We start from the raw sequence: 18,832 nt of genomic DNA, 5'->3' as shown, positions 1-18,832 counted from the left end.
TTGCTGCGCGTTGTAGTCATCGGTCGTGGGACATGAATAGATACGGGTAGTTCATTGAGTGAAATAGCACTCAATGCCTAGTTCGATAAAGGGATTTTATTATGTTGCGTGCATCCATTTTATGTTGGCTGATGTTGCTGTTACTCGGGTGTAGCGATGAGGCCGACACGCGGGTTAGCGATTCAACCAAACCCGCGGTGTCAACGCCTGTTGCCGCCGCGAATGTGACGTCATCGAAAGCGACGCAAGACGCCGCGGCCATCACAGCAACCACGACTACTACAGAAACCGCAACTACCGCAGAAACCACGGCGGCGCAGTCGGCACTCGTCAAGTCGGTTGTCGCCGAGGCAGTGAAGCTTACTCTACACTGGCAGGATAAGTTCGAGCAGCAACCGGTGGTTCGCGATGGTGTCGCGAATAGCGTTGAAATTCATGCCGATATTAGCGGTGCAGAAGGGCTTGATGCGACTCATCTAGCGTCGTTATTTCATCTATCGGATAGTCAGGCTCGGGTCTCTGTAGTTATCGATGAGGGACAGCGGCCGCATCTGACGATTAGTGATATTCAGCGAGCCGTCAGTTGTGCTCAGGAGCTGACGGTTAGCTGGGGTGAGGCGCAGGAGCAACGCTTTATCGTCCCGACGCTAAGCGGTGCTGATAAGCGCCCTCTTGAACTACTGTCTGCGGCCATTGATGATAATGCCGAGGTGCTTGAACTACGTTTCAATCGTCAACTGAAACAGGATCAAGCGCTTAAACACCTGATCTCCAGCCGATATCGTTTTACCTCCTATCAGATGGATAACAATCGCGTGCGGTTGGGGCTGAATAACTCGGCGACAGAAAAGCTCAGCGTTACCATCCATAAAGAGTTGCAAGACCGTTGTGATATCGGCTTGGCGACTAGTTTAAAGCAATCCTTCACTATTGCCCCGCATAAGCCGGGAGTTCGGTTTGCCGGTAGCGGTATTATTTTGCCGGATGCAACGCGGATTGAATTACCCTTTCAGGCGGTGAGTGCGAAATCGGTGACGGTCACCGCGTTTGAAGTGTTTGAGGATAATGTGCATCAATTTTTGCAAGAGAATCGTCTGACGGACGCCCGTTCACTGGCAAAGGTGGGACGCTTTATTTGGCAAAAATCGGTGCCGTTGAAGGATAATAATCTGCGTAGTTGGCAAGATTATCGTCTGGATATCACTGAATTAATGGCGCAAAAGGGCGGTAGTCTTATTCGTCTATACCTTTCGCTCGATCGCGGTGATTCGATGATCGCCTGTAGTGATGCCGAAAACGCGATACCGATAGTGTCATCTACGCTGCCGCAAAATGCCGAAGCGCTCGATTACAGTGGCGGTTATAGTTCCTGGGATAACGTTGAGCCGGGAGCCTCTCGAACCAATAATTTCAATGCCTGTGATGATCGCTATTATCGAGTGTCGGCGGATGCTAAAGCGGCTAAAAATCTACTGCGCTCGAATATTGGTCTGGTGGTTAAGCAGGGCCCTGCCGGTGACACGGCTCGAGTGATTGCCACTAACTTAAAAACCTCGGCGCCATTGTCGGAGAGCGTGGTCGAGCTGTTTAATTTTCAAGGTCAGTCGGTAGGTAAAGGTGAAACCGATAGCGATGGCTTTGCCAAGATTAAACTCAAGGGTAAGCCTTTTTATCTTGAAGCCCGCACCGCAGAACAGGTTGGCTATCTAAAACTCAATGATGCGGGTGCCTTAACCACGAGTCAGTTTGATATTGGAGGCAGCCATCTACAGAGTAATATCGATGGCTTTATCTTCGCTGAGCGAGATGTTTGGCGGCCTGGTGATGATATTTATCTGACGTTTATGCTCAAGGATAAGCTCAATGAATTGCCAACAGAGCACCCGGTGGTGGCTGATCTTTATAACCCTTCAGGGCAGCTGGTGGAATCGGTTTACAGTAATCAGCCGGTAGGTCGCCTGTATAGTTTCAAGTTGGCCACCGCCGAGAGTGCGCCGACCGGTAATTGGGAAGCGATCGTGCGGCTGGGTGGACAGGATTTCCATCATCCTTTGCGTATTGAAACGGTGGTACCAAATCGCCTCAAGATTGAGCTAGATATTCCCCGAGGTGAGCGATTACAAAACGGTCAGACTCAAGCCGTTAGCTTGCAGTCAAACTGGCTTCATGGTGCGCCGGCCAGTGGTTTAGAGGCGGATGTGGCCGTGACGCTGATACCGGTGACCACCTCGTTTGCGGGTAAATTTCCTGATTATAGCTTTGATGATCCGGCCCGAGATTACCGTGCGCGTAAAATGAAGCTGTTCGAGGGGACGTTGGATGAGCAGGGTAGCAGTGGGTTTGATTTACACATTGATAGTCAAACGCCACCGCCGGGGATGTTGAAGGCGGTGTTTACGAATCGCGTGTTTGAGCAGAGCGGTCAGTATAGTAGTAATCGTTTTTCTCGGTCGTTCGACTATTACGATCGTTATTTGGGGTTACAGTTACCGAAAGGGGATGCCGAGCGGGGGATGTTATTGACCGATGAGGATCATAAAACCCGTTTAGTGGTGTTGGATAGTGCTGGGCAGCCGGTGAGTCAGACTAATCTAGATATCACCGTGTATAAGCTCGACTGGAAATGGTGGTATGAAAAAAGTAGCGAATCTTTGGCGCGTTATGCTGATGGTCGACACACGACTGCAATAGCATCGGGTCAGGTTGTCACCGATGATAATGGCATGGCTGAATGGCCATTGCGAGTTAATTATCCTCAATGGGGGCGTTATTTAGTGCGTGCTTGTATTGCCGGTCAGGATAGCCATTGTAGCGGTAAAGTGGTCTATATCGATTGGCCCGGTTGGGCGGGGCGGCAGCAGGAATCGCAAGGTGATCATGTTGATCGGTTGACGTTGTTTAGTGATAAAAAATCTTATTCAGTGGGCGACACTGCGACGATTACCCTGCCCGAACTACATCATGGTCGTGCGTTGATCACGGTTGAATCGGCGCATCATGTCTTGCAGCAATTCTGGGTTAAAGCCGAGCAGTCAAATGCCGCGACACAAGCTGCGTTACAGCAACAGGTGAATATCGATATTAGCGCCGAGATGGCACCGAATGTGTATGTGAGTGTGACTTATCTGCAGCCCCATGAAAATCGAGACAATGATCGGCCGATGCGCTTGATGGGGATTATTCCGTTAGCGGTTGAGAATCCTGACAATCACCTGCATCCATTGATCACCACCGAGGGGCAAGTGCAGTCCCGAGCAACCTTTGATATTCAGGTCGCTGAAGCGGCGGGTCGGCCGATGGCTTATAGTCTCGCCTTAGTTGATGAAGGTTTGTTAGGTTTAACCAACTATCGAACCCCAGATCCCTTCGATTATTTCTATCGACGTCAGGCCTTACAGGTGAAAACCTGGGATCTCTACAAAGATGTGGTGGGGGCCTATAGCGGTGAACTACACGGACTGTTACCGGTGGGCGGTAGTGATGCTCAGAAGGATGATGATAAGAGTAATAAGAATCGACGTTTTCCTCCCTTGGTGCAATACCTTGGTCGCTTCGAACTGCAGCCTGATGAGACGCGTCAGCATCAAGTGACCTTACCCATGTATCTAGGTGCTGTTCGAGTGATGGTGATTGCTGAGGATGGTGCAGCGTATGGTAAAGCCGAAGCGAGCGTGGTGGTACGGGACGATATCTCCATGTTTCCAACGCTGCCGCGGGTATTACGTATCGGTGAGCAGGCCAGCGTTCCGGTCGAGTTATTTAATAATACTGCGAATGAAGCGGCTGTTAAGGTGATGCTATCAACCGATGCCGAGCGGGTGACGGTGGCTCAAGCATCAACCGATGTGACGCTAGCGCCGTATTCATCGGCGCTAGCTGAGTTTGCGATTCAAACGGGTGAATTGATGGGGAAAACCGCGTTCACTTTTACGACGCAGTCAGCTGAGGCCGAGCATAGTCAGACGCTCTATCTGGATATTAATGCGCCGAATGCTCCGGCCACTCGCATTACCACGCAACGCGTCGATAGTCAGACGGCACTCGATCTAAAGCTGCAGCCGTTTGGTATACCCGGAAGCAATGTGGCTTCTATCGCATTGAGTCAGTTTAAACCGATTCATCTGCGTTCTCGATTGGATTATTTAGTTAACTATCCTCATGGGTGTCTTGAGCAAACGACCTCATCGGTATTTCCTCAGCTCTACTTGCATCAATTAAGTACGTTAGCGGCGCAACAAGTGCAACAAGTACAGCAGAATGTTATCGCCGCCATCGCACGTTTACAGTCGTTTCAAACGCTGGAAGGGGGTTTTGCTTATTGGCCGGGTCAGAGTCAAAGTCATGCTTGGGGGAGTAGCTATGCAGGACATTTCCTGCTGTTAGCTAAACAGGCGGGCTACGATGTGCCTGAATATCTGTTACAACAGTGGTTAGCATATCAACATCAGGCATCGGAGTTCGCCGTTGATAGTAGTGATGCTGAAAAGATTAAAGCGCAGGCGTATCGCTTGTTTACTTTGAGTCTGGCAGGGGAGCCTAATTGGTCTGCCATGTATCGTTTGCAAGCGTTACCGCTAGATGACAGTGTCAGTGTCGCCCTGTTATCGCTAGCGTATCTCAATGCTGGGCAGGAGGATGTCGCACGGGCTTTGATTGCCGACGGTTTGACGACGGCTGAATCCTACGATTCGAATTCACCGAGCTTTGCTTCTGCCTTACGGGATAAAGCGTTGTTCTTAATGCTGTATGCCAATATTGCTGAGCCGGAGATCGCGGTAAAACTAGCGGATGAGATTGCAGATAAACTGGCCGAAAAACGGTGGTACAGCACTCAGACGGCTGCCTATGCGTTGGTTGCGTTGGCTAACTATCAACAGTTCTCGCAACATCGCGCGCCCGAGGCGACTCCGGTTGAGGTCTTGTTACAGCAGGCTCAGGCGGTGCAGCGTGTGACTGTTGGACGGCAGGTGACAGAAACGTCGCTGAACGGTGCAGAGGATGAGCCTCAGTTGGTGAATATTCGCAATAACGGTGAGACGGCAGTCTGGCTCACCCTGACGCAGAGCGGTGTTGCAGGGCCTGGTTCCGAGCAAGTCTATGCTGAGGGATTAGCGTTACAGGTTGATTATCTTAATAGCGACGGTGCTGAAGCGAATATTCGTTCGCTCAAGCAGGGCAGTAATATTACGGCACAGATTAAGCTGCGCAATACGACCGTCAGCGATCTCACCAATGTGGCGTTGAATTTTAGAGCCCCGAGTGGCTGGCAGATCGATAATGAACGTGAAGCCTGTAGTCAGGCGGCTTGTCAGTTCGATTATGTCGATATTCGCGATGATCGAGTCAGTGGCTATATGGGCCTGAAAGCCGGCGAAGAGAAAAGCTTGTCATTGCAGTTGAATGCTTCGTTTATAGGGCGCTTTTATCTGCCGGCGATCTCCGCTTATGCGATGTATGATGAAACCATTAAAGCGCAACTAAAAGGCTTCAGTGTTGAGGTTGTGCAGTAAAACGCGGCTTGCCTTAGCGGGCTTACTGCTATTGCTGATGGCGGCAAGTCTCGGGTGGCCACTACCGCAGCCGTTGTTTCAGCAACCGCTGTCGCGACAGTTGTTAGATGAAAATCAGCAGCTGTTGAGTGCGCGGATTGCTGCCGATCAACAGTGGCGATTTGCGTTGATTTCGCCGCTATCGGATGCTTATAAAACCGCCCTGATCACCTATGAAGATAAGCGCTTTAGACAGCATCTGGGGGTTGATCCTCTAGCAATCATGCGGGCACTCTATCTTAATCTGAAGTGGGGTCGAGTGGTGAGCGGTGGCAGCACGCTGACCATGCAATTGGCCCGTATGATCGATGGCAATCAACCTCGCACATGGTGGCAAAAGCTACAGGAGCTGCACCTAGCCTTGCGCTTAGAGGCGCAATTAAGTAAAGCTGAAATTCTCAAGTATTATGCGGCTAATGCACCGATGGGCGGTAATACCGTTGGTATTGAAGCGGCGGCGTGGCGTTATTTTGGTCGACGACTAGCGGAACTGAGCTGGGCCGAATCGGCTTTGTTGGCTGTATTACCGAATAACCCGGCGGCGATGCATCTTTCTAGAGGTCGGGATAAGCTGCAGGCAAAGCGTGATTTTCTGCTGCAAAAACTTTGGCATAACGGGGTATTAACTGAGCAAGATTATCGCTTATCAGTGCTGGAAAAAATCCCTCAAAAACCGCGAGCTTGGCCAACCTATGGGCAGCATCTGTTGGATAGGCTAACTCAGCAGTCACCTAATCAAGCGGTGTTTCATACGCAGATTGATCGACGTTTAACGCAGAAGATCGAGTTTATTACGCGACAGCATAGTCAACGTTTGGGGGCTATCGGTATTCACAACCTAGCCTTGTTGGTGGTCGATAACGAAACCCTGCAGACCAAGGCTTATTTCGGTAATGTGGCCTATCGTCAGCGTGCTGAAGATGCTTTTCATGTCGATATTGCGAGTCGACCTCGATCATCGGGTAGCACCTTGAAGCCGTTTTTGTATGCAGCCATGCTGGATAACGGCGATATGACGCCTAAAACATTGATTGCCGATGTGCCTACCGCCTATGGTAGCTATCAGCCGAGTAATTATGATCAGCGCTTTCGTGGTGCCGTGAGTGCTCGTTCGGCGTTGATCGCATCGCTGAATATCCCCGCCGTTAGAATGTTACATAGCTATAGCTATCAAGCATTCTATCGGCGTTTGCAGACACTGGGTTTTAATCACCTCTTTAGGCAAGCGGATGGATATGGATTGTCTCTCATCCTTGGTGGCGCTGAAGTCAGTTTGACAGATTTAACCGCCGCCTATGCTAATTTGAGTCGTCGAGCACAGACGGCAGCCGCGCTGCGAGTAACACCGTTGCGTTACGGTATGGCATCGCCAGAGCAGGTGACCAGCACACCGCCATACCCTTTTAGTCAAGGCGCTGCCTGGTTGACGCTGAATACTCTATCTGATGTCACGCGTCCGGGATTGCATAAAATGCATCGACTATTTTCCGGCTCCGCCCGTGTGGCGTGGAAAACCGGTACCAGCTATGGCTTGCGCGATGGTTGGGCCGTGGGCACCACCGCGAATGTAACGGTTGGGGTTTGGGTGGGTAATGCTAACGGTGAAGGGCGACAATTACTGACAGGCACTCATGCGGCGGCACCGATACTGTTTGATACCTTGAATATCATTGACAAACTCGACTGGCCAGAACCGCCAAGTGGGGCGTTAAAGTCGATTCAAGTATGTCGCGAGAACGGCTTTTTACCAAAATATGGTTGCCCTAGAACAAGCGTTTTGATTCCGCAAGGGGCACAGTTTGAAAAGGTGAGTCCGCATCACTTTCAGGTGGCGGTGGATCAAGACAGTGGTTTACGTAGCAGTATTGGCTGTCATCCTCACGGCCGAATTATCAGTCAAACGTTTTTTCAGTTGCCGCCTTCACAGGCGGCGTACTATCGTCTGGCGCATGCAGACTATCGACCGGTGCCGGACTTTGATCCTCGCTGTACGCCTGATCGACGAGCGTTACGTGGAAATTTTGAGATTACCTATCCGCGTTCTGGGCAAGTTATCAGTGTGCCACGCTATCTGAGTGGTGAGCGTGGTGAGGTGATCTTTCGCGCAACCGCGAAGCAAGCTTCAGCACCGTTATTCTGGCACCTAGATAAGCGTTATTTAGGCACGACTCGAACGTTTCATGAATGGAGTGAAGTTCTCGCACCGGGTGAGCATTGGCTACGGGTGGTGGATCAACAGGGGGTATGGCAGCAAATTCGATTTACGGTAGTTCCTTAAAGCGTCTCATGCTGAGTTAGGGCTACTCTGATCAATGTGTGGCCTGTTTTTTTATCAAACTACGCTGATTAAAGTTGATCAATGAATCATGTTGGTATACAACTAAGGTATAAAGACAAACCAGCTTCGAGCTGGTTTTTGTCCCTATGTTGATCGTTGTCAGGGACTAAAGATAATAATAAAGCAACCGGAACTGTTGCAGGAGCAAGTCGCATGAACTCTGTATTGAAGGATCAGTATGATTTTTTTGCTTTTCTTGAGGGATCAGGTGTGCCGCTAAAACAGACATGGACACCACAACAATGTAGTCAGGCCGCTCTGGCCTGGTTGGTTGATCAAAATGATGTTGTGCGCACTCAGTTTGCCGTCTCCGTGACTGAGTTGCAGGATAGTACTCAGGTGTTGCAGCCTGAAATAGAGGAGGCATTATCTATTTTGATTGATAATTAAAGGTTTTGAGAATCGATGACGTCGTTTAAGTGAGTGAGCTGTTGGTCACTAACATGTCGACGTTGTCTATCCCTGTTGCATCGTCGTCAGGGTAATCGATGATAAGTTTACTATCAGTTGTTTTGATCATTTCATGACTGACAGCGGTTGCTGCTTAAAGGCTATTAAGTAGAGGGTAGCTAAGTTGAATTTTATCTCCTTAATGGCTTGATCGTTCGAATGATGGCGTTTTTCTAGCAGAGCCGTCTAGAGCCGATCTGTATAACTGAGGCTTCAAAGGGTCATTTCTGGCTTCAGATCATACTCACATAACTTCTTAATCACGGCTTGAATTTGATCTTGCCGCGTTGAATTTTTCACGAATACCGCGAAGACAGAGCGTTTAACCGATTTAATCTGATTCACCCGGTGTAACTGACCTGAGGCTAAGTAAGGGTCAGCTAATACTCGGGGAAGAAATGCACAGCCGCCATGACTGAGGATAAACTCTAGTGCGATCTGGCTCTGTTCAGTGTGTAAAATAGGCGTGAGCGTTTTCTTAAACAGTTTCGCGGTGCGCATATTGAATGCGACGCCCCAATCAACGAACACAAAGTCGTTATCTTGCACCTGATCTGCGGTTAAATCTGTATGGCTACTCACCAGTAGCAGTTCGATCTGTCCTATTTTTAGATGATTTAGTTCATCAAGGTTGGGCGGGTCGAGGACGATAGCGAGATCCAGCGTCCCCGTCAGTAACGAGCGAGTCAGTTCCAGATGATTATTGATCTCCGTGCGAATCACCATGTTGGGAAAGCTATCGGCCAGTTTGGGTAAGGTCGATTGTAAAAAAGTACCCCATAAATTTGCGATGCCACCCAGGGCCAGTTGTGCTTCCTGTTCTTTCGCAATAGCTACGTCTTGGAGAGCCATTTGCCAGTTTTTAATAATATTCTCGGCGTGAGGTATGAGACGTTCGCCAGCACTGGTGAGCAGAATATTATTGCGCTCACGACTAAATAAAAGTACCCCGATCAGTTCCTCTAAGTGTTTTATGCGAAAGCTCACGGCCGATTGCGTGAGATAGAGGTTCTGTGCTGCCTTACCAAAATGGCGAGTGCGTGTTACTTCAAGAAAAGTGCGTAGCAATCCTATTTCCATAATTCTGTCCATTTGCTTGAATGATCGAGTCAGCGAGCCGAGTAGAGGCCGGCTTCATTATGTCGATAAGCAATTTCGATTGAAGTGATAAAAAAGCATCATTTTACAGTTATTAAAACTCTGATAATAATCAAAGTGTACTTTAAATAGTACGTTCAACAATAGATCAATATTTTTTATGGTTAGACTTTTTCCATCCGAGTGTGGCACAAAATGTCTGACTAGGTGAGTAGCACATAACCGTGTAATACGTCATCAACGCCCTTGAGGTATTAAAGAGAAGCATTATGAGTAACAAGAGTCGTTTGAATAGCTATTCAGAAGATCAAGATGCCTGGGATGACTGGGATGACGATAGTTATAAAAGCAGCAAACGTCGCGCGCGCCCGAGTAGAACAGTCGAATTTAGCGCTGACGATGATTGGGACGAGGCCGATGATGATCTGCCTGAAGAGCTAGGTCGTAAATCTCATAGTCGTCGGCGAGATATCGAAGATCGACTCGAGCGACAACGGTTGCGACGAGATATCTTCGGTGATATGGATCGGCAAGATCGGTTGTAATCTAGATAAGCAGGCGGCGCCTGCTTTTTTTTGGCTTCAAGCAATTTAAGGAACGTGAACACTAATATAGGATTTTTTCTTATATACCTCAGCCTTCTGATTTCTGAGAATGGTGTTAGGTCGAGTAGATCTAACGATTGTTTAAATACTCTGAGACCTGCAGCAATGCGTCAATCTTGAGGAGCGTCAGATGTATACGGGAACAGTGAAGTGGTTTAATAATGCCAAAGGTTTTGGTTTTATTGTTTCGCCAGATTTTGAAGAAGATCTGTTTGTTCATTATTCGGCGATAATTACCGAAGGGTATAAGAGTCTCAAAACAGGTCAGTCTGTGCGCTTTGATGCAGCACAAAAAGATATCGGTATACACGCCGTTAATATCACGCCTATTGTCGCTAGCTAAGCGATTGATAATCTTGTTGTCGTCGAAGGCTTTGTCTTTCCGGTGAGTGTGCGCTGATCTTTAGGAAGGCAGTAGATGCCGCTTACGACGTCAACATAAACCCTCTGTTATAGACGTTGTCTATAACAGAAGGGTGAGTTGACAAGACTGAGCCTTGATAACTAGTGTTCTGATAACTAGTATTCAGATAGCCTGTGTTCATCTCATTGAAATTGAAGTCGATGAGGCTATGCCGCATTCGTGATGCCTTTTGAGGTCTTTGCACTGAAGGCTTCAGTGGAAAGGGGCTTTCAGAGGGGGCAGTCATGATGTTTGATATGTTTGAGGCGCACAATGAGTGAGTCAAACTCAACACCGATGTCTATTTGATACAACTTTAATCAGCCATTTAGCACAACTATTTAACACAACTATTTAACACAACCAAGCATTGGCTTAATGCGGCTGCTCTGGCGAATTCAAGGTCTAGTCTAGCCTATGTGGCTACCATGTGCCTGCCTATGTCACTGATAGTCATTCAGTTATTCAGCTCAATATACAAAGTAATCTATACACCTAGTCTATACAGCCAGTCTCTACACAAAGCCTATACAGCCAGTCTATAAATGTAGCCACACGGCGACTCGGCCATGCTGTCGCTCAAACAGAGCATCGCAGACTCAAACAAAGCATCGCAGACTCAAAATAGTCTTACAGACTCAAAACAGTGTCACAGCAGGCATCGGCGTGATGAATATTGCCATCTGAGCGTTTGAGTCAGTATCTGTCGACCAATATATTATTCGTATTTCTTAATGTTCGTGCCATCTCTCGGGTGAGGTTCATCAGTAAAATACCGAACTCGAGCGGCTTATTCAGATGAAACTCATGGAACACCGCTGAGTTTATCTCCAGTGATACGCAGGGTTCACAGGCTTCTGCTCGGCCGACTCGGTCATGCAAGGCGATCAGACTGACGAAACCGACCTGCTCGCCAGCGCTAAAGGAGCGTATATAAGCGTAACGGCCGTTATGAAATTTATAGTAATCAACACGACCCTGAAGAATAACGTGAAAGCTATCACCCGGCTGCGCAGGGCTGAACAATAGGTCGCCGGGATCAAAGCGTCTAATCACGCCATGATCCAACAGCCAGACGATGGCTGTTTCCGATAGCGCCCCAAACACTGAAGCGTTGACGAGTTGACTTAATTCGCAACGCGTTAAAAGTGTTTGAGTGGTGATTGTCTCCATTTCTCTTTCCTCTCAATGATACAAATTAAGTTTAGTCGCTCTGAGGCTGAATTCCGCCTTTTTATTGTCGCTAGTGAGTCGCCTGTATGCTGCCGGCGGATCATGATGTGCTAAGGAACAACCCTTTATGGTATCCGTTATGAGGGCTTTTCATGGTTGACACTCTTGATACATTTTTATGATAGTTTCATTCAATTAGGTTTCATTATTTCAGTGGTTTGTTGGTTTTTTGATGAATTTAAATCATTTATAGGGCTTTATACTTAGTCTTAAAGTGATACATAAAAGTTGCCAATGGTAATGTTTTGTGTAATATTAAATCCATCGGGGAATGACAGGCTTTGTTGTCATCACAGGTTCCCAGACTGAAGGACGCTTTGCTGTGCGTTTTCAGGAAAATAGAAATGAGGAAATAATAATGATAGATGCCTATATCTGCGATGCTATCCGGACACCCTTTGGGCGTTATGGTGGCGGTCTCTCTACTGTTCGGGCTGATGATCTGGGTGCGGTGCCTCTTAAGGCATTGATCGATCGCAATCCGCAGGTAGATTGGTCTCTGGTAGATGATGTGATCTACGGAAATGCTAATCAGGCGGGTGAAGATAACCGTAATGTCGCGCGTATGTCCGCGTTACTGGCGGGGATGCCGACCGAGGTGCCTGGCACCACGGTTAATCGATTATGTGGTTCAGGTATGGATGCCATTGGCATGGCTGCACGGGCGATTAAGGCCGGCGAAACTGAATTGATGGTCGCTGGTGGTTGTGAGTCGATGTCACGGGCTCCTTTCGTGATGGGTAAAGCGGAATCGGCTTTTAGTCGAGCAACGAACGGTTTGTATGACACCACGATCGGTTGGCGTTTCATTAATAAGAAGATGAAGCAGCAGTATGGCGTCGATAGCATGCCGGAAACGGCTGAAAATGTTGCTGAAGAGTTCAATATTTCCCGTGAAGATCAGGATCTGTTTGCCCTGCGCAGTCAACAGAAAACGGCTGCCGCGATGGCTAAAGGCCTGTTCGATGAAGAGATTGTGCCGGTCGTTATTCCTCAGCGTAAGGGTGAGCCGGTGGTGTTTGATACCGACGAGCATCCTCGTGCCAGCACAACCTTACAAGATCTGTCTAAACTGAAAGCACCTTTTCGTGAGGGTGGTTCGGTCACGGCGGGTAACGCGTCAGGTGTCAATGATGGTGCCTGTGCTCTGTTGATTGCTTCGCAGGCCGCGGCTGATAAATATAGTCTGACGCCGAAAGCGCGAGTGGTGGGTATGGCAACGGCGGGACTGGCACCTCGGATCATGGGGTTTGGTCCATCGCCGGCGACTAAAAAAGTGCTTGCACAAACGGGTCTGACGTTGGCGCAGATGGATGTGATTGAGCTCAATGAAGCGTTTGCCGCACAAGGTCTCGCGGTCATGCGTGATCTTGGTTTGGCGGATGATGCCGCGCATGTAAACCCAAATGGCGGTGCTATTTCGTTAGGTCATCCGCTGGGTGCCAGTGGTGCACGTCTAGTGATGACCGCGATGTATCAATTGCATCGTACCGGTGGCCGCTATGCATTGTGCACGATGTGTATCGGAGTGGGTCAGGGTATCGCCATGATCATAGAGCGCGTGTAATCGCGTTAATTAGCCCGTGCTGGACCGAATGCCTGCCGGGCTTCTAGTTACCCTGTGCTGAATGTCTGAAATATAAAAAAACAGGACAATTAAAAATGAAATATGAGAAGCATCCTCGCCGAGCACTCGATCCGATTGAAACGGCCAGTATAGATGAGCTTCGAGCCCTGCAACTGGTACGTATGCAGTGGAGTGTTGCCCATGCTTATAACAATGTACCCGCGTATAAACGCCTCTGCGATGAACGTGGTGTCCATCCCTATGAATTAAAGCAATTGGAAGATCTGAGTCTCTTCCCGTTTACCACTAAAGCTTATCTGCGAGATGCGTATCCGTTTGATTCGTTTGCCGTACCTATGGAGGATGTTGTGCGGGTGCATGCGTCATCGGGTACCACGGGTAAACCAACGGTCGTGGGCTATACACAGAATGATATTAACGTTTGGGCGGATGTCGTCGCGCGATCTATTCGTGCAGCGGGTGGCCATGCCGGGGATAAAGTGCATATCTCTTATGGTTACGGCTTATTCACTGGCGGTATGGGCGCGCATTACGGTGCCGAGCGTTTAGGTTGTACAGTGATCCCGATGTCGGGTGGACAGACCGAGAAACAAGTTCAGCTGATGAACGATTTCGATCCTGACATCATCATGGTCACGCCCTCTTATATGCTCAATATTATCGATGAGATGGAGCGTCAAGGCTTAGATCCTCACAAGATGGCGCTACGCTGCGGTATTTTTGGCGCCGAGCCTTGGACCGATGAGATGCGGAAGAATATCGAGCATCGCTTGGGTATCGATGCGGTGGATATTTATGGTTTATCAGAAGTGATGGGCCCTGGTGTCGCGCAGGAATGTATCGAAACTAAAGATGGTCCCACCATTTGGGAAGATCATTTCTATCCAGAAATTATTGATCCGAATACCGGTGAAGTGTTGCCGGACGGTGAATATGGTGAGCTGGTATTTACCTCCCTGACGAAGGAAGCCTTGCCGATTGTACGCTACCGTACTCGCGATCTAACGCGTCTACTCCCGGGTACCGCACGGCCGATGCGACGTATCGATAAGATCACCGGTCGTTCCGATGACATGATGATTATCCGCGGCGTGAATGTCTTCCCAACACAAGTTGAAGAACAGATTCTGAAGATTTCTGCGCTGTCGCCCCACTATGAAATCGTGGTCGATAAGCAAGGCAACTTGGATAAGGTGCTGATTAAAGTGGAACTCAGCGCCGCTGCTCAGAGTGCCAATACGTCGCAAGTGGCGAAAGAGTTAGCCCATCATATTAAAGCGGTGATCGGTATCTCAACGACAATTGAAATATTGCAGCCTGGAGTTATTCCTCGTTCGGAAGGCAAGGCTAAGCGGGTGTTTGATAACCGCCCAAAAATAACATAACACGGGTGCCCTTTAATGAGGGCCGCCAACAAAAAGTCATCGCGAAGGGCCTGTTTGCGCAGGTCTTAAACCGAAGTGGAGACGATTGAAATGACACTACCTCAAGAAGAAAACTTCATGCGCAAAATTTCGGCCGAAGAGAAAATAGAGCCGAAAGATTGGATGCCAGATGCTTACCGTAAGAATCTGATTCGTCAGATTTCACAACACGCGCATTCTGAAATTATCGGTATGCAGCCAGAAGGTAACTGGATTACTCGGGCTCCTTCGCTGCGACGTAAGGCGGTACTGCTGTCTAAAGTTCAGGATGAAGCGGGCCATGGTCTGTATCTGTATAGCGCCTGTGAAACATTGGGTATCTCCCGTGCAGAGATGATTGAGCAGTTGCAAACGGGGGCGGCCAAATACTCTTCCATTTTCAACTACCCAACTCTGACATGGGCGGATGTGGGAGCGATCGGCTGGTTGGTTGATGGGGCGGCGATTGTGAATCAGGTATCGCTGCAGCGCACCTCCTATGGTCCCTATTCACGCGGCATGATTCGTATCTGTAAAGAGGAATCGTTCCATCAGCGTCAAGGCTATGAGGCGATATTGGCGTTGGCGAAAGGTTCTGAAGGTCAGAAAGCCATGGCTCAGGATGCGTTAGATCGTTTTTATTGGCCGGCGTTAATGATGTTTGGTCCTCACGATTCAGATTCGGCGCACTCGCAAAAATCGATGGAATGGAAAATCAAGCGTGAAACCAACGATGATCTGCGGCAGAAATTCATTGATCAGACCGTGCAACAGATTGAAGTGCTAGGTCTGGAGCATCCCGATAAAGCGATTAAATGGAATGAAGAGCGGGGTCACTATGATAGCAGTGATTTGAACTGGGATGAGTTCTGGAGTGTGATCAACGGTAATGGTCACTGCAACCGTCAACGTATTGAACATCATGTTGCTGCTCACGAAGAGGGTGAGTGGGTACGTGATGCGATCACCGCCTATAACGAAAAGAAACGTGCCAAGCAAACGCAAGACGCGGCATAAGGGGTAATTGAGATGACAACTGCAACTGAAAAGCTAGAACTATTTGAAGTCTTTGTGCGTTCTAAGCGTGGCTTGGATCACAAGCATATCGGCAGCTTACATGCCGAAGATCATGAACAGGCGTTGGAATATGCTCGCGACTGTTATACCCGGCGTAGCGAAGGCGTCAGTATCTGGGTGGTTAAGTCCAATGATATCTGCGCCTCTCAGGAAGACGATGCGGATTGCTTCTATGATCCGAGCGATGATAAGCCTTATCGTCATGCGACATATTATGTTTTGCCTGACCCCGTCAACAACATGTAATTGGGGAGAGCCTACATGAGTGATCAAATCAAAAAAGCATTACTGGAATATACCACCCGTCTCGGTGATGATGCCGTGGTGCTGGGACATCGCATTTCAGAATGGGTCAGCTATGGGCCATTCCTCGAAGAGGATATCGCTTACGGCAATGTGGCGTTGGATTATATTGGTCGTGCGCGTATGTTTTATACCTATGCGGCTGAACTAGCGAATGACGGTCGTGATGAAGATGATTTTGCCTATATGCGCAATGATCGTGAATATCACAACCTGTTGCTGTTGGAGCTGCCCAAAGGCGATTTTGCCTACTCACAGATCCGTCAACTGTTTGCCGATGCTTACTACACCTTGGTGCTACCGCAACTGCTGCACTCCAAGGATGAGCGCTTAGCCGCCATCGCCGCGAAAGGCATTAAAGAGACTAAGTATCATCTGCGGCGTAGCCGTGATTGGGTGTTGCGCCTAGGCGGTGGCACTGACGAGAGTCATCAGCGGGCTCAGAAAGCCCTCGATCAGTTATGGGGTTATACCCATGAAATGTTCGATATGGACGAAACTGAACAGCTGTTGGCGGATGCTGGCATTGGCGTCGATGTGTCAACGTTGCGCGATGAGTGGCTGGCCATCGTTACCGAGATCGTCACCAACGCGACCTTGAGCGTGCCAGAAGATAGCTGGGCGGTACGGGGTGGACGTATTGGTTATCACACCGAAAATCTGGGTCACATGCTGACAGAAATGCAGATTGTGCACCGCTCTCACCCTGGCTGTAAGTGGTAAGTGCTATGAATGAGATCTCTTTGATGGACGAAGAGTATTATCAACGGCTACAGCAGCGTAACGCTGCTGACGTTAAAATGCTCTGGGATTTGCTGGATACGGTGAAAGACCCTGAGGTGCCGGCGTTAAGCATCTGGGATCTGGGTATCTTACGGGATATTCAGCGCGAGGGTGATCGAGTTGTGGTGATCATTACGCCAACATATTCGGGTTGTCCGGCGATGGATAATATCAGCACCGATGTTATTCAGTGTCTCAACGATCATGGCTATGCCGATGTCGTGGTTAAGCTGTCATTGTCACCCGCTTGGAGTTCTGAATGGATGTCTCCTGAGGGGCGTATCAAGTTGCGTCAATACGGCATTGCGCCGCCGGAAGATGCCGAACTGGATGCCGATGGCCTGACGCCCGAAGCCCATGCGGCTTGTCCTCATTGCGGATCACGTCATACCCGCAGAGTCAGTGAGTTTGGTTCTACCGCCTGTAAAGCACTGTTTCAGTGTGACGATTGTGGTGAACCGTTCGATTATTTCAAAAAGATCTGATCTCGTATCAGTTCTGATAAAAACAATAGGTGAAGCATGTCTGACACCAATTTTTACACGCTGAAAATCGCCGATGTACAGCCCGAAACGGACACCGCGATCTGCGTAACCTTCGCGGTTCCTACTGATCTAACCGATAAATTTCGCTTTATTCAGGGGCAGTTTCTGACGTTACGAGCGACGATTGAGGGTGAAGAAGTACGCCGTTCCTATTCGATCTGTTCCGGTATTCATGATGGCCATATGCGAGTCGGCATCAAACGAGTTAAGAACGGCCGTTTCTCAAACTACGCTAACGATGTCTTCAAGCCGGGCATGTCGGTGGAGGTGATGCCGCCTCAGGGAAGTTTTTATACTGAGCTTAATCCTGAGAACAGTAAAAACTATATGTGTATTGCTGTTGGTTCAGGTATTACGCCGATGATTTCCATTATGAAGTCGATTCTCGATACTGAACCCGGCTCTAATGTGACCTTAATCTATGGTAATCGTCGCAGTAACTCGGTGATGTTCAAAGAGGAACTGAACTTCGTTAAAAACCGTTTTATGGATCGTTTTCACTGGATCAATGTGATGGATTACGAAGATCAGGGGGCGGATCTGCTGAATGGTCGTATCGATAATGCCAAAGGCTATGCCTTACAAAAAGCCGGTTTGATCAATATCAAAGCGGTGAATGATGCCTTTATTTGTGGCCCTGAATCGATGATGTCGGAAATCTCACGTGGCTTCCGTCTGGAAGGCCTCAGTGATGAACAGATCCATTATGAGCTGTTCGCTAACTCATCCGCCGACTCGAAAGAGATGCTGGAAAAAGCCGCCAAACGTAAAGAACAGTTTGGTGAACAGAAGACATCTAAAGTGACTGTACGGGCCGATGGTCGAGCAGTGATGTTTGATCTGGCGACCGTGGGTGAGAATATCCTCGATGCCGGTATGAATAACGGCATGGACCTACCTTACTCCTGTAAAGCGGGGGTTTGCTCAACGTGTAAATGTAAATTGGTTGAGGGTGAAGTGGATATGGATATCTCTCACGGGCTTGAACAGCATGAAATTGAAGATGGCTATATCCTTAGCTGTCAGGCTCACCCGATCACCGACACTGTGGTGGTTGATTTCGATCAGCGTTAACAGCGTTATCCTACCCGTATAGGCCAACGGAAATCGACATAAAAGCCATCTAAACATATTCTTAGTGTGCATGTTTAGGTGGCTTTTTGCAGGTAAGTACTTATAACAAGTGTGTGTTGGCGGACTTATTTTCCGCGGTGCTCCAAATAAAAATAAGTCGAAAATATTGGTGCTGTGTGTCTTCATAGCATTGATAGTTGAAACTAGGGAAGGTGCGAATAAGCCCGTTATGTTCTCTGCGGATATTAGAATGGCCAGATACGCGAAAGCCAGTGCAGCGAAATGTCTAGGCCTTTTCAAACTGGTTGACAAAGTAGATGACCATTCTAATATCCGCCCTTCGGGGCTTTCAGAGAAGCAGGATCTCGGCGTTAACATTTTTC

Annotated in this window: 14 protein-coding genes; 12 read left to right on the top strand and 2 right to left on the bottom strand. The window is 48.6% G+C overall.

The window, feature by feature from the left end; translation table 11 throughout:
* Positions 1 to 101 precede the first annotated feature (101 nt).
* The 3 genes from Q4488_RS12685 (at position 102) to Q4488_RS12675 (ending at position 8,277) form a co-directional block, all read left to right on the top strand.
* Positions 102 to 5,510, top strand: a complete 5,409-nt coding sequence (locus tag Q4488_RS12685; RefSeq protein ID WP_303580850.1) for an alpha-2-macroglobulin — start codon at positions 102 to 104, stop codon at positions 5,508 to 5,510.
* Positions 5,500 to 7,827 carry a penicillin-binding protein 1C gene (pbpC, locus tag Q4488_RS12680; protein ID WP_303580849.1) on the top strand — a complete coding sequence of 776 codons (2,328 nt, stop codon included), beginning with the start codon at positions 5,500 to 5,502 and terminating at the stop codon, positions 7,825 to 7,827. Before Q4488_RS12685 ends, pbpC begins: the two co-directional genes overlap by 11 nt.
* A 213-nt stretch (positions 7,828 to 8,040) precedes the next feature.
* On the top strand, positions 8,041 to 8,277 hold the full coding sequence (locus tag Q4488_RS12675) for a hypothetical protein (RefSeq protein WP_303580848.1): 237 nt from the start codon (positions 8,041 to 8,043) through the stop codon (positions 8,275 to 8,277).
* Positions 8,278 to 8,550: 273 nt separating this feature from the next.
* Here the strand turns inward: Q4488_RS12675 and Q4488_RS12670 are convergent, their stop codons facing one another.
* The gene (locus tag Q4488_RS12670; RefSeq protein ID WP_303580847.1) at positions 8,551 to 9,417 is read right to left on the bottom strand and encodes a LysR substrate-binding domain-containing protein; all 867 of its coding nucleotides are present in this window, start codon (positions 9,415 to 9,417) and stop codon (positions 8,551 to 8,553) included.
* A 287-nt stretch (positions 9,418 to 9,704) separates the two neighbouring features.
* On the opposite strand from Q4488_RS12670, the gene Q4488_RS12665 reads away from it, so the two are divergent.
* Entirely contained in the window at positions 9,705 to 9,980 is a 276-nt protein-coding gene (locus Q4488_RS12665; protein WP_303580846.1) for a hypothetical protein, read from the top strand.
* A 190-nt stretch (positions 9,981 to 10,170) separates the two neighbouring features.
* A complete protein-coding gene (locus Q4488_RS12660; RefSeq protein ID WP_303580845.1) occupies positions 10,171 to 10,383 on the top strand; it encodes a cold-shock protein in 213 nt (70 codons plus the stop codon).
* A 756-nt stretch (positions 10,384 to 11,139) separates the two neighbouring features.
* Here Q4488_RS12660 and Q4488_RS12655 read toward each other — a convergent pair.
* Positions 11,140 to 11,616, bottom strand: a complete 477-nt coding sequence (locus Q4488_RS12655) for a Crp/Fnr family transcriptional regulator (protein ID WP_303580844.1) — start codon at positions 11,614 to 11,616, stop codon at positions 11,140 to 11,142.
* 418 nt (positions 11,617 to 12,034) lie between these two features.
* Between Q4488_RS12655 and pcaF the strand changes: the two genes are divergently transcribed.
* The 7 genes from pcaF to Q4488_RS12620 all read left to right on the top strand — a co-directional run bounded on the left by pcaF (position 12,035) and on the right by Q4488_RS12620 (position 18,449).
* Positions 12,035 to 13,243 (top strand): 3-oxoadipyl-CoA thiolase, encoded by a 1,209-nt coding sequence (pcaF, locus tag Q4488_RS12650; protein ID WP_303580843.1) that lies wholly within the window; start codon positions 12,035 to 12,037, stop codon positions 13,241 to 13,243.
* 95 nt (positions 13,244 to 13,338) lie between these two features.
* Positions 13,339 to 14,649: a phenylacetate--CoA ligase PaaK gene (gene paaK / locus Q4488_RS12645; protein WP_303580842.1), complete on the top strand. Its 1,311-nt coding sequence runs from the start codon at positions 13,339 to 13,341 to the stop codon at positions 14,647 to 14,649.
* A gap of 90 nt (positions 14,650 to 14,739) precedes the next feature.
* Entirely contained in the window at positions 14,740 to 15,684 is a 945-nt protein-coding gene (gene paaA / locus Q4488_RS12640) for a 1,2-phenylacetyl-CoA epoxidase subunit PaaA (RefSeq protein WP_303580841.1), read from the top strand.
* A 12-nt stretch (positions 15,685 to 15,696) separates the two neighbouring features.
* Complete coding sequence (paaB, locus tag Q4488_RS12635; RefSeq protein ID WP_303580840.1) at positions 15,697 to 15,990, top strand: 1,2-phenylacetyl-CoA epoxidase subunit PaaB; 294 nt, start codon at positions 15,697 to 15,699, stop codon at positions 15,988 to 15,990.
* Positions 15,991 to 16,005: 15 nt separating this feature from the next.
* Positions 16,006 to 16,770 carry a 1,2-phenylacetyl-CoA epoxidase subunit PaaC gene (gene paaC / locus Q4488_RS12630; protein ID WP_303580839.1) on the top strand — a complete coding sequence of 255 codons (765 nt, stop codon included), beginning with the start codon at positions 16,006 to 16,008 and terminating at the stop codon, positions 16,768 to 16,770.
* 5 nt (positions 16,771 to 16,775) lie between these two features.
* Positions 16,776 to 17,315: a 1,2-phenylacetyl-CoA epoxidase subunit PaaD gene (gene paaD, locus Q4488_RS12625; protein ID WP_303580838.1), complete on the top strand. Its 540-nt coding sequence runs from the start codon at positions 16,776 to 16,778 to the stop codon at positions 17,313 to 17,315.
* A 36-nt stretch (positions 17,316 to 17,351) separates the two neighbouring features.
* Positions 17,352 to 18,449 (top strand): 2Fe-2S iron-sulfur cluster-binding protein, encoded by a 1,098-nt coding sequence (locus tag Q4488_RS12620; protein WP_303580837.1) that lies wholly within the window; start codon positions 17,352 to 17,354, stop codon positions 18,447 to 18,449.
* Positions 18,450 to 18,832: the final 383 nt, after the last annotated feature.

Source organism: Amphritea sp. 1_MG-2023 (assembly GCF_030547545.1).
Classification (GTDB): domain Bacteria; phylum Pseudomonadota; class Gammaproteobacteria; order Pseudomonadales; family Balneatricaceae; genus Amphritea.
This window is presented reverse-complemented; position numbering and strand designations above follow the sequence as displayed.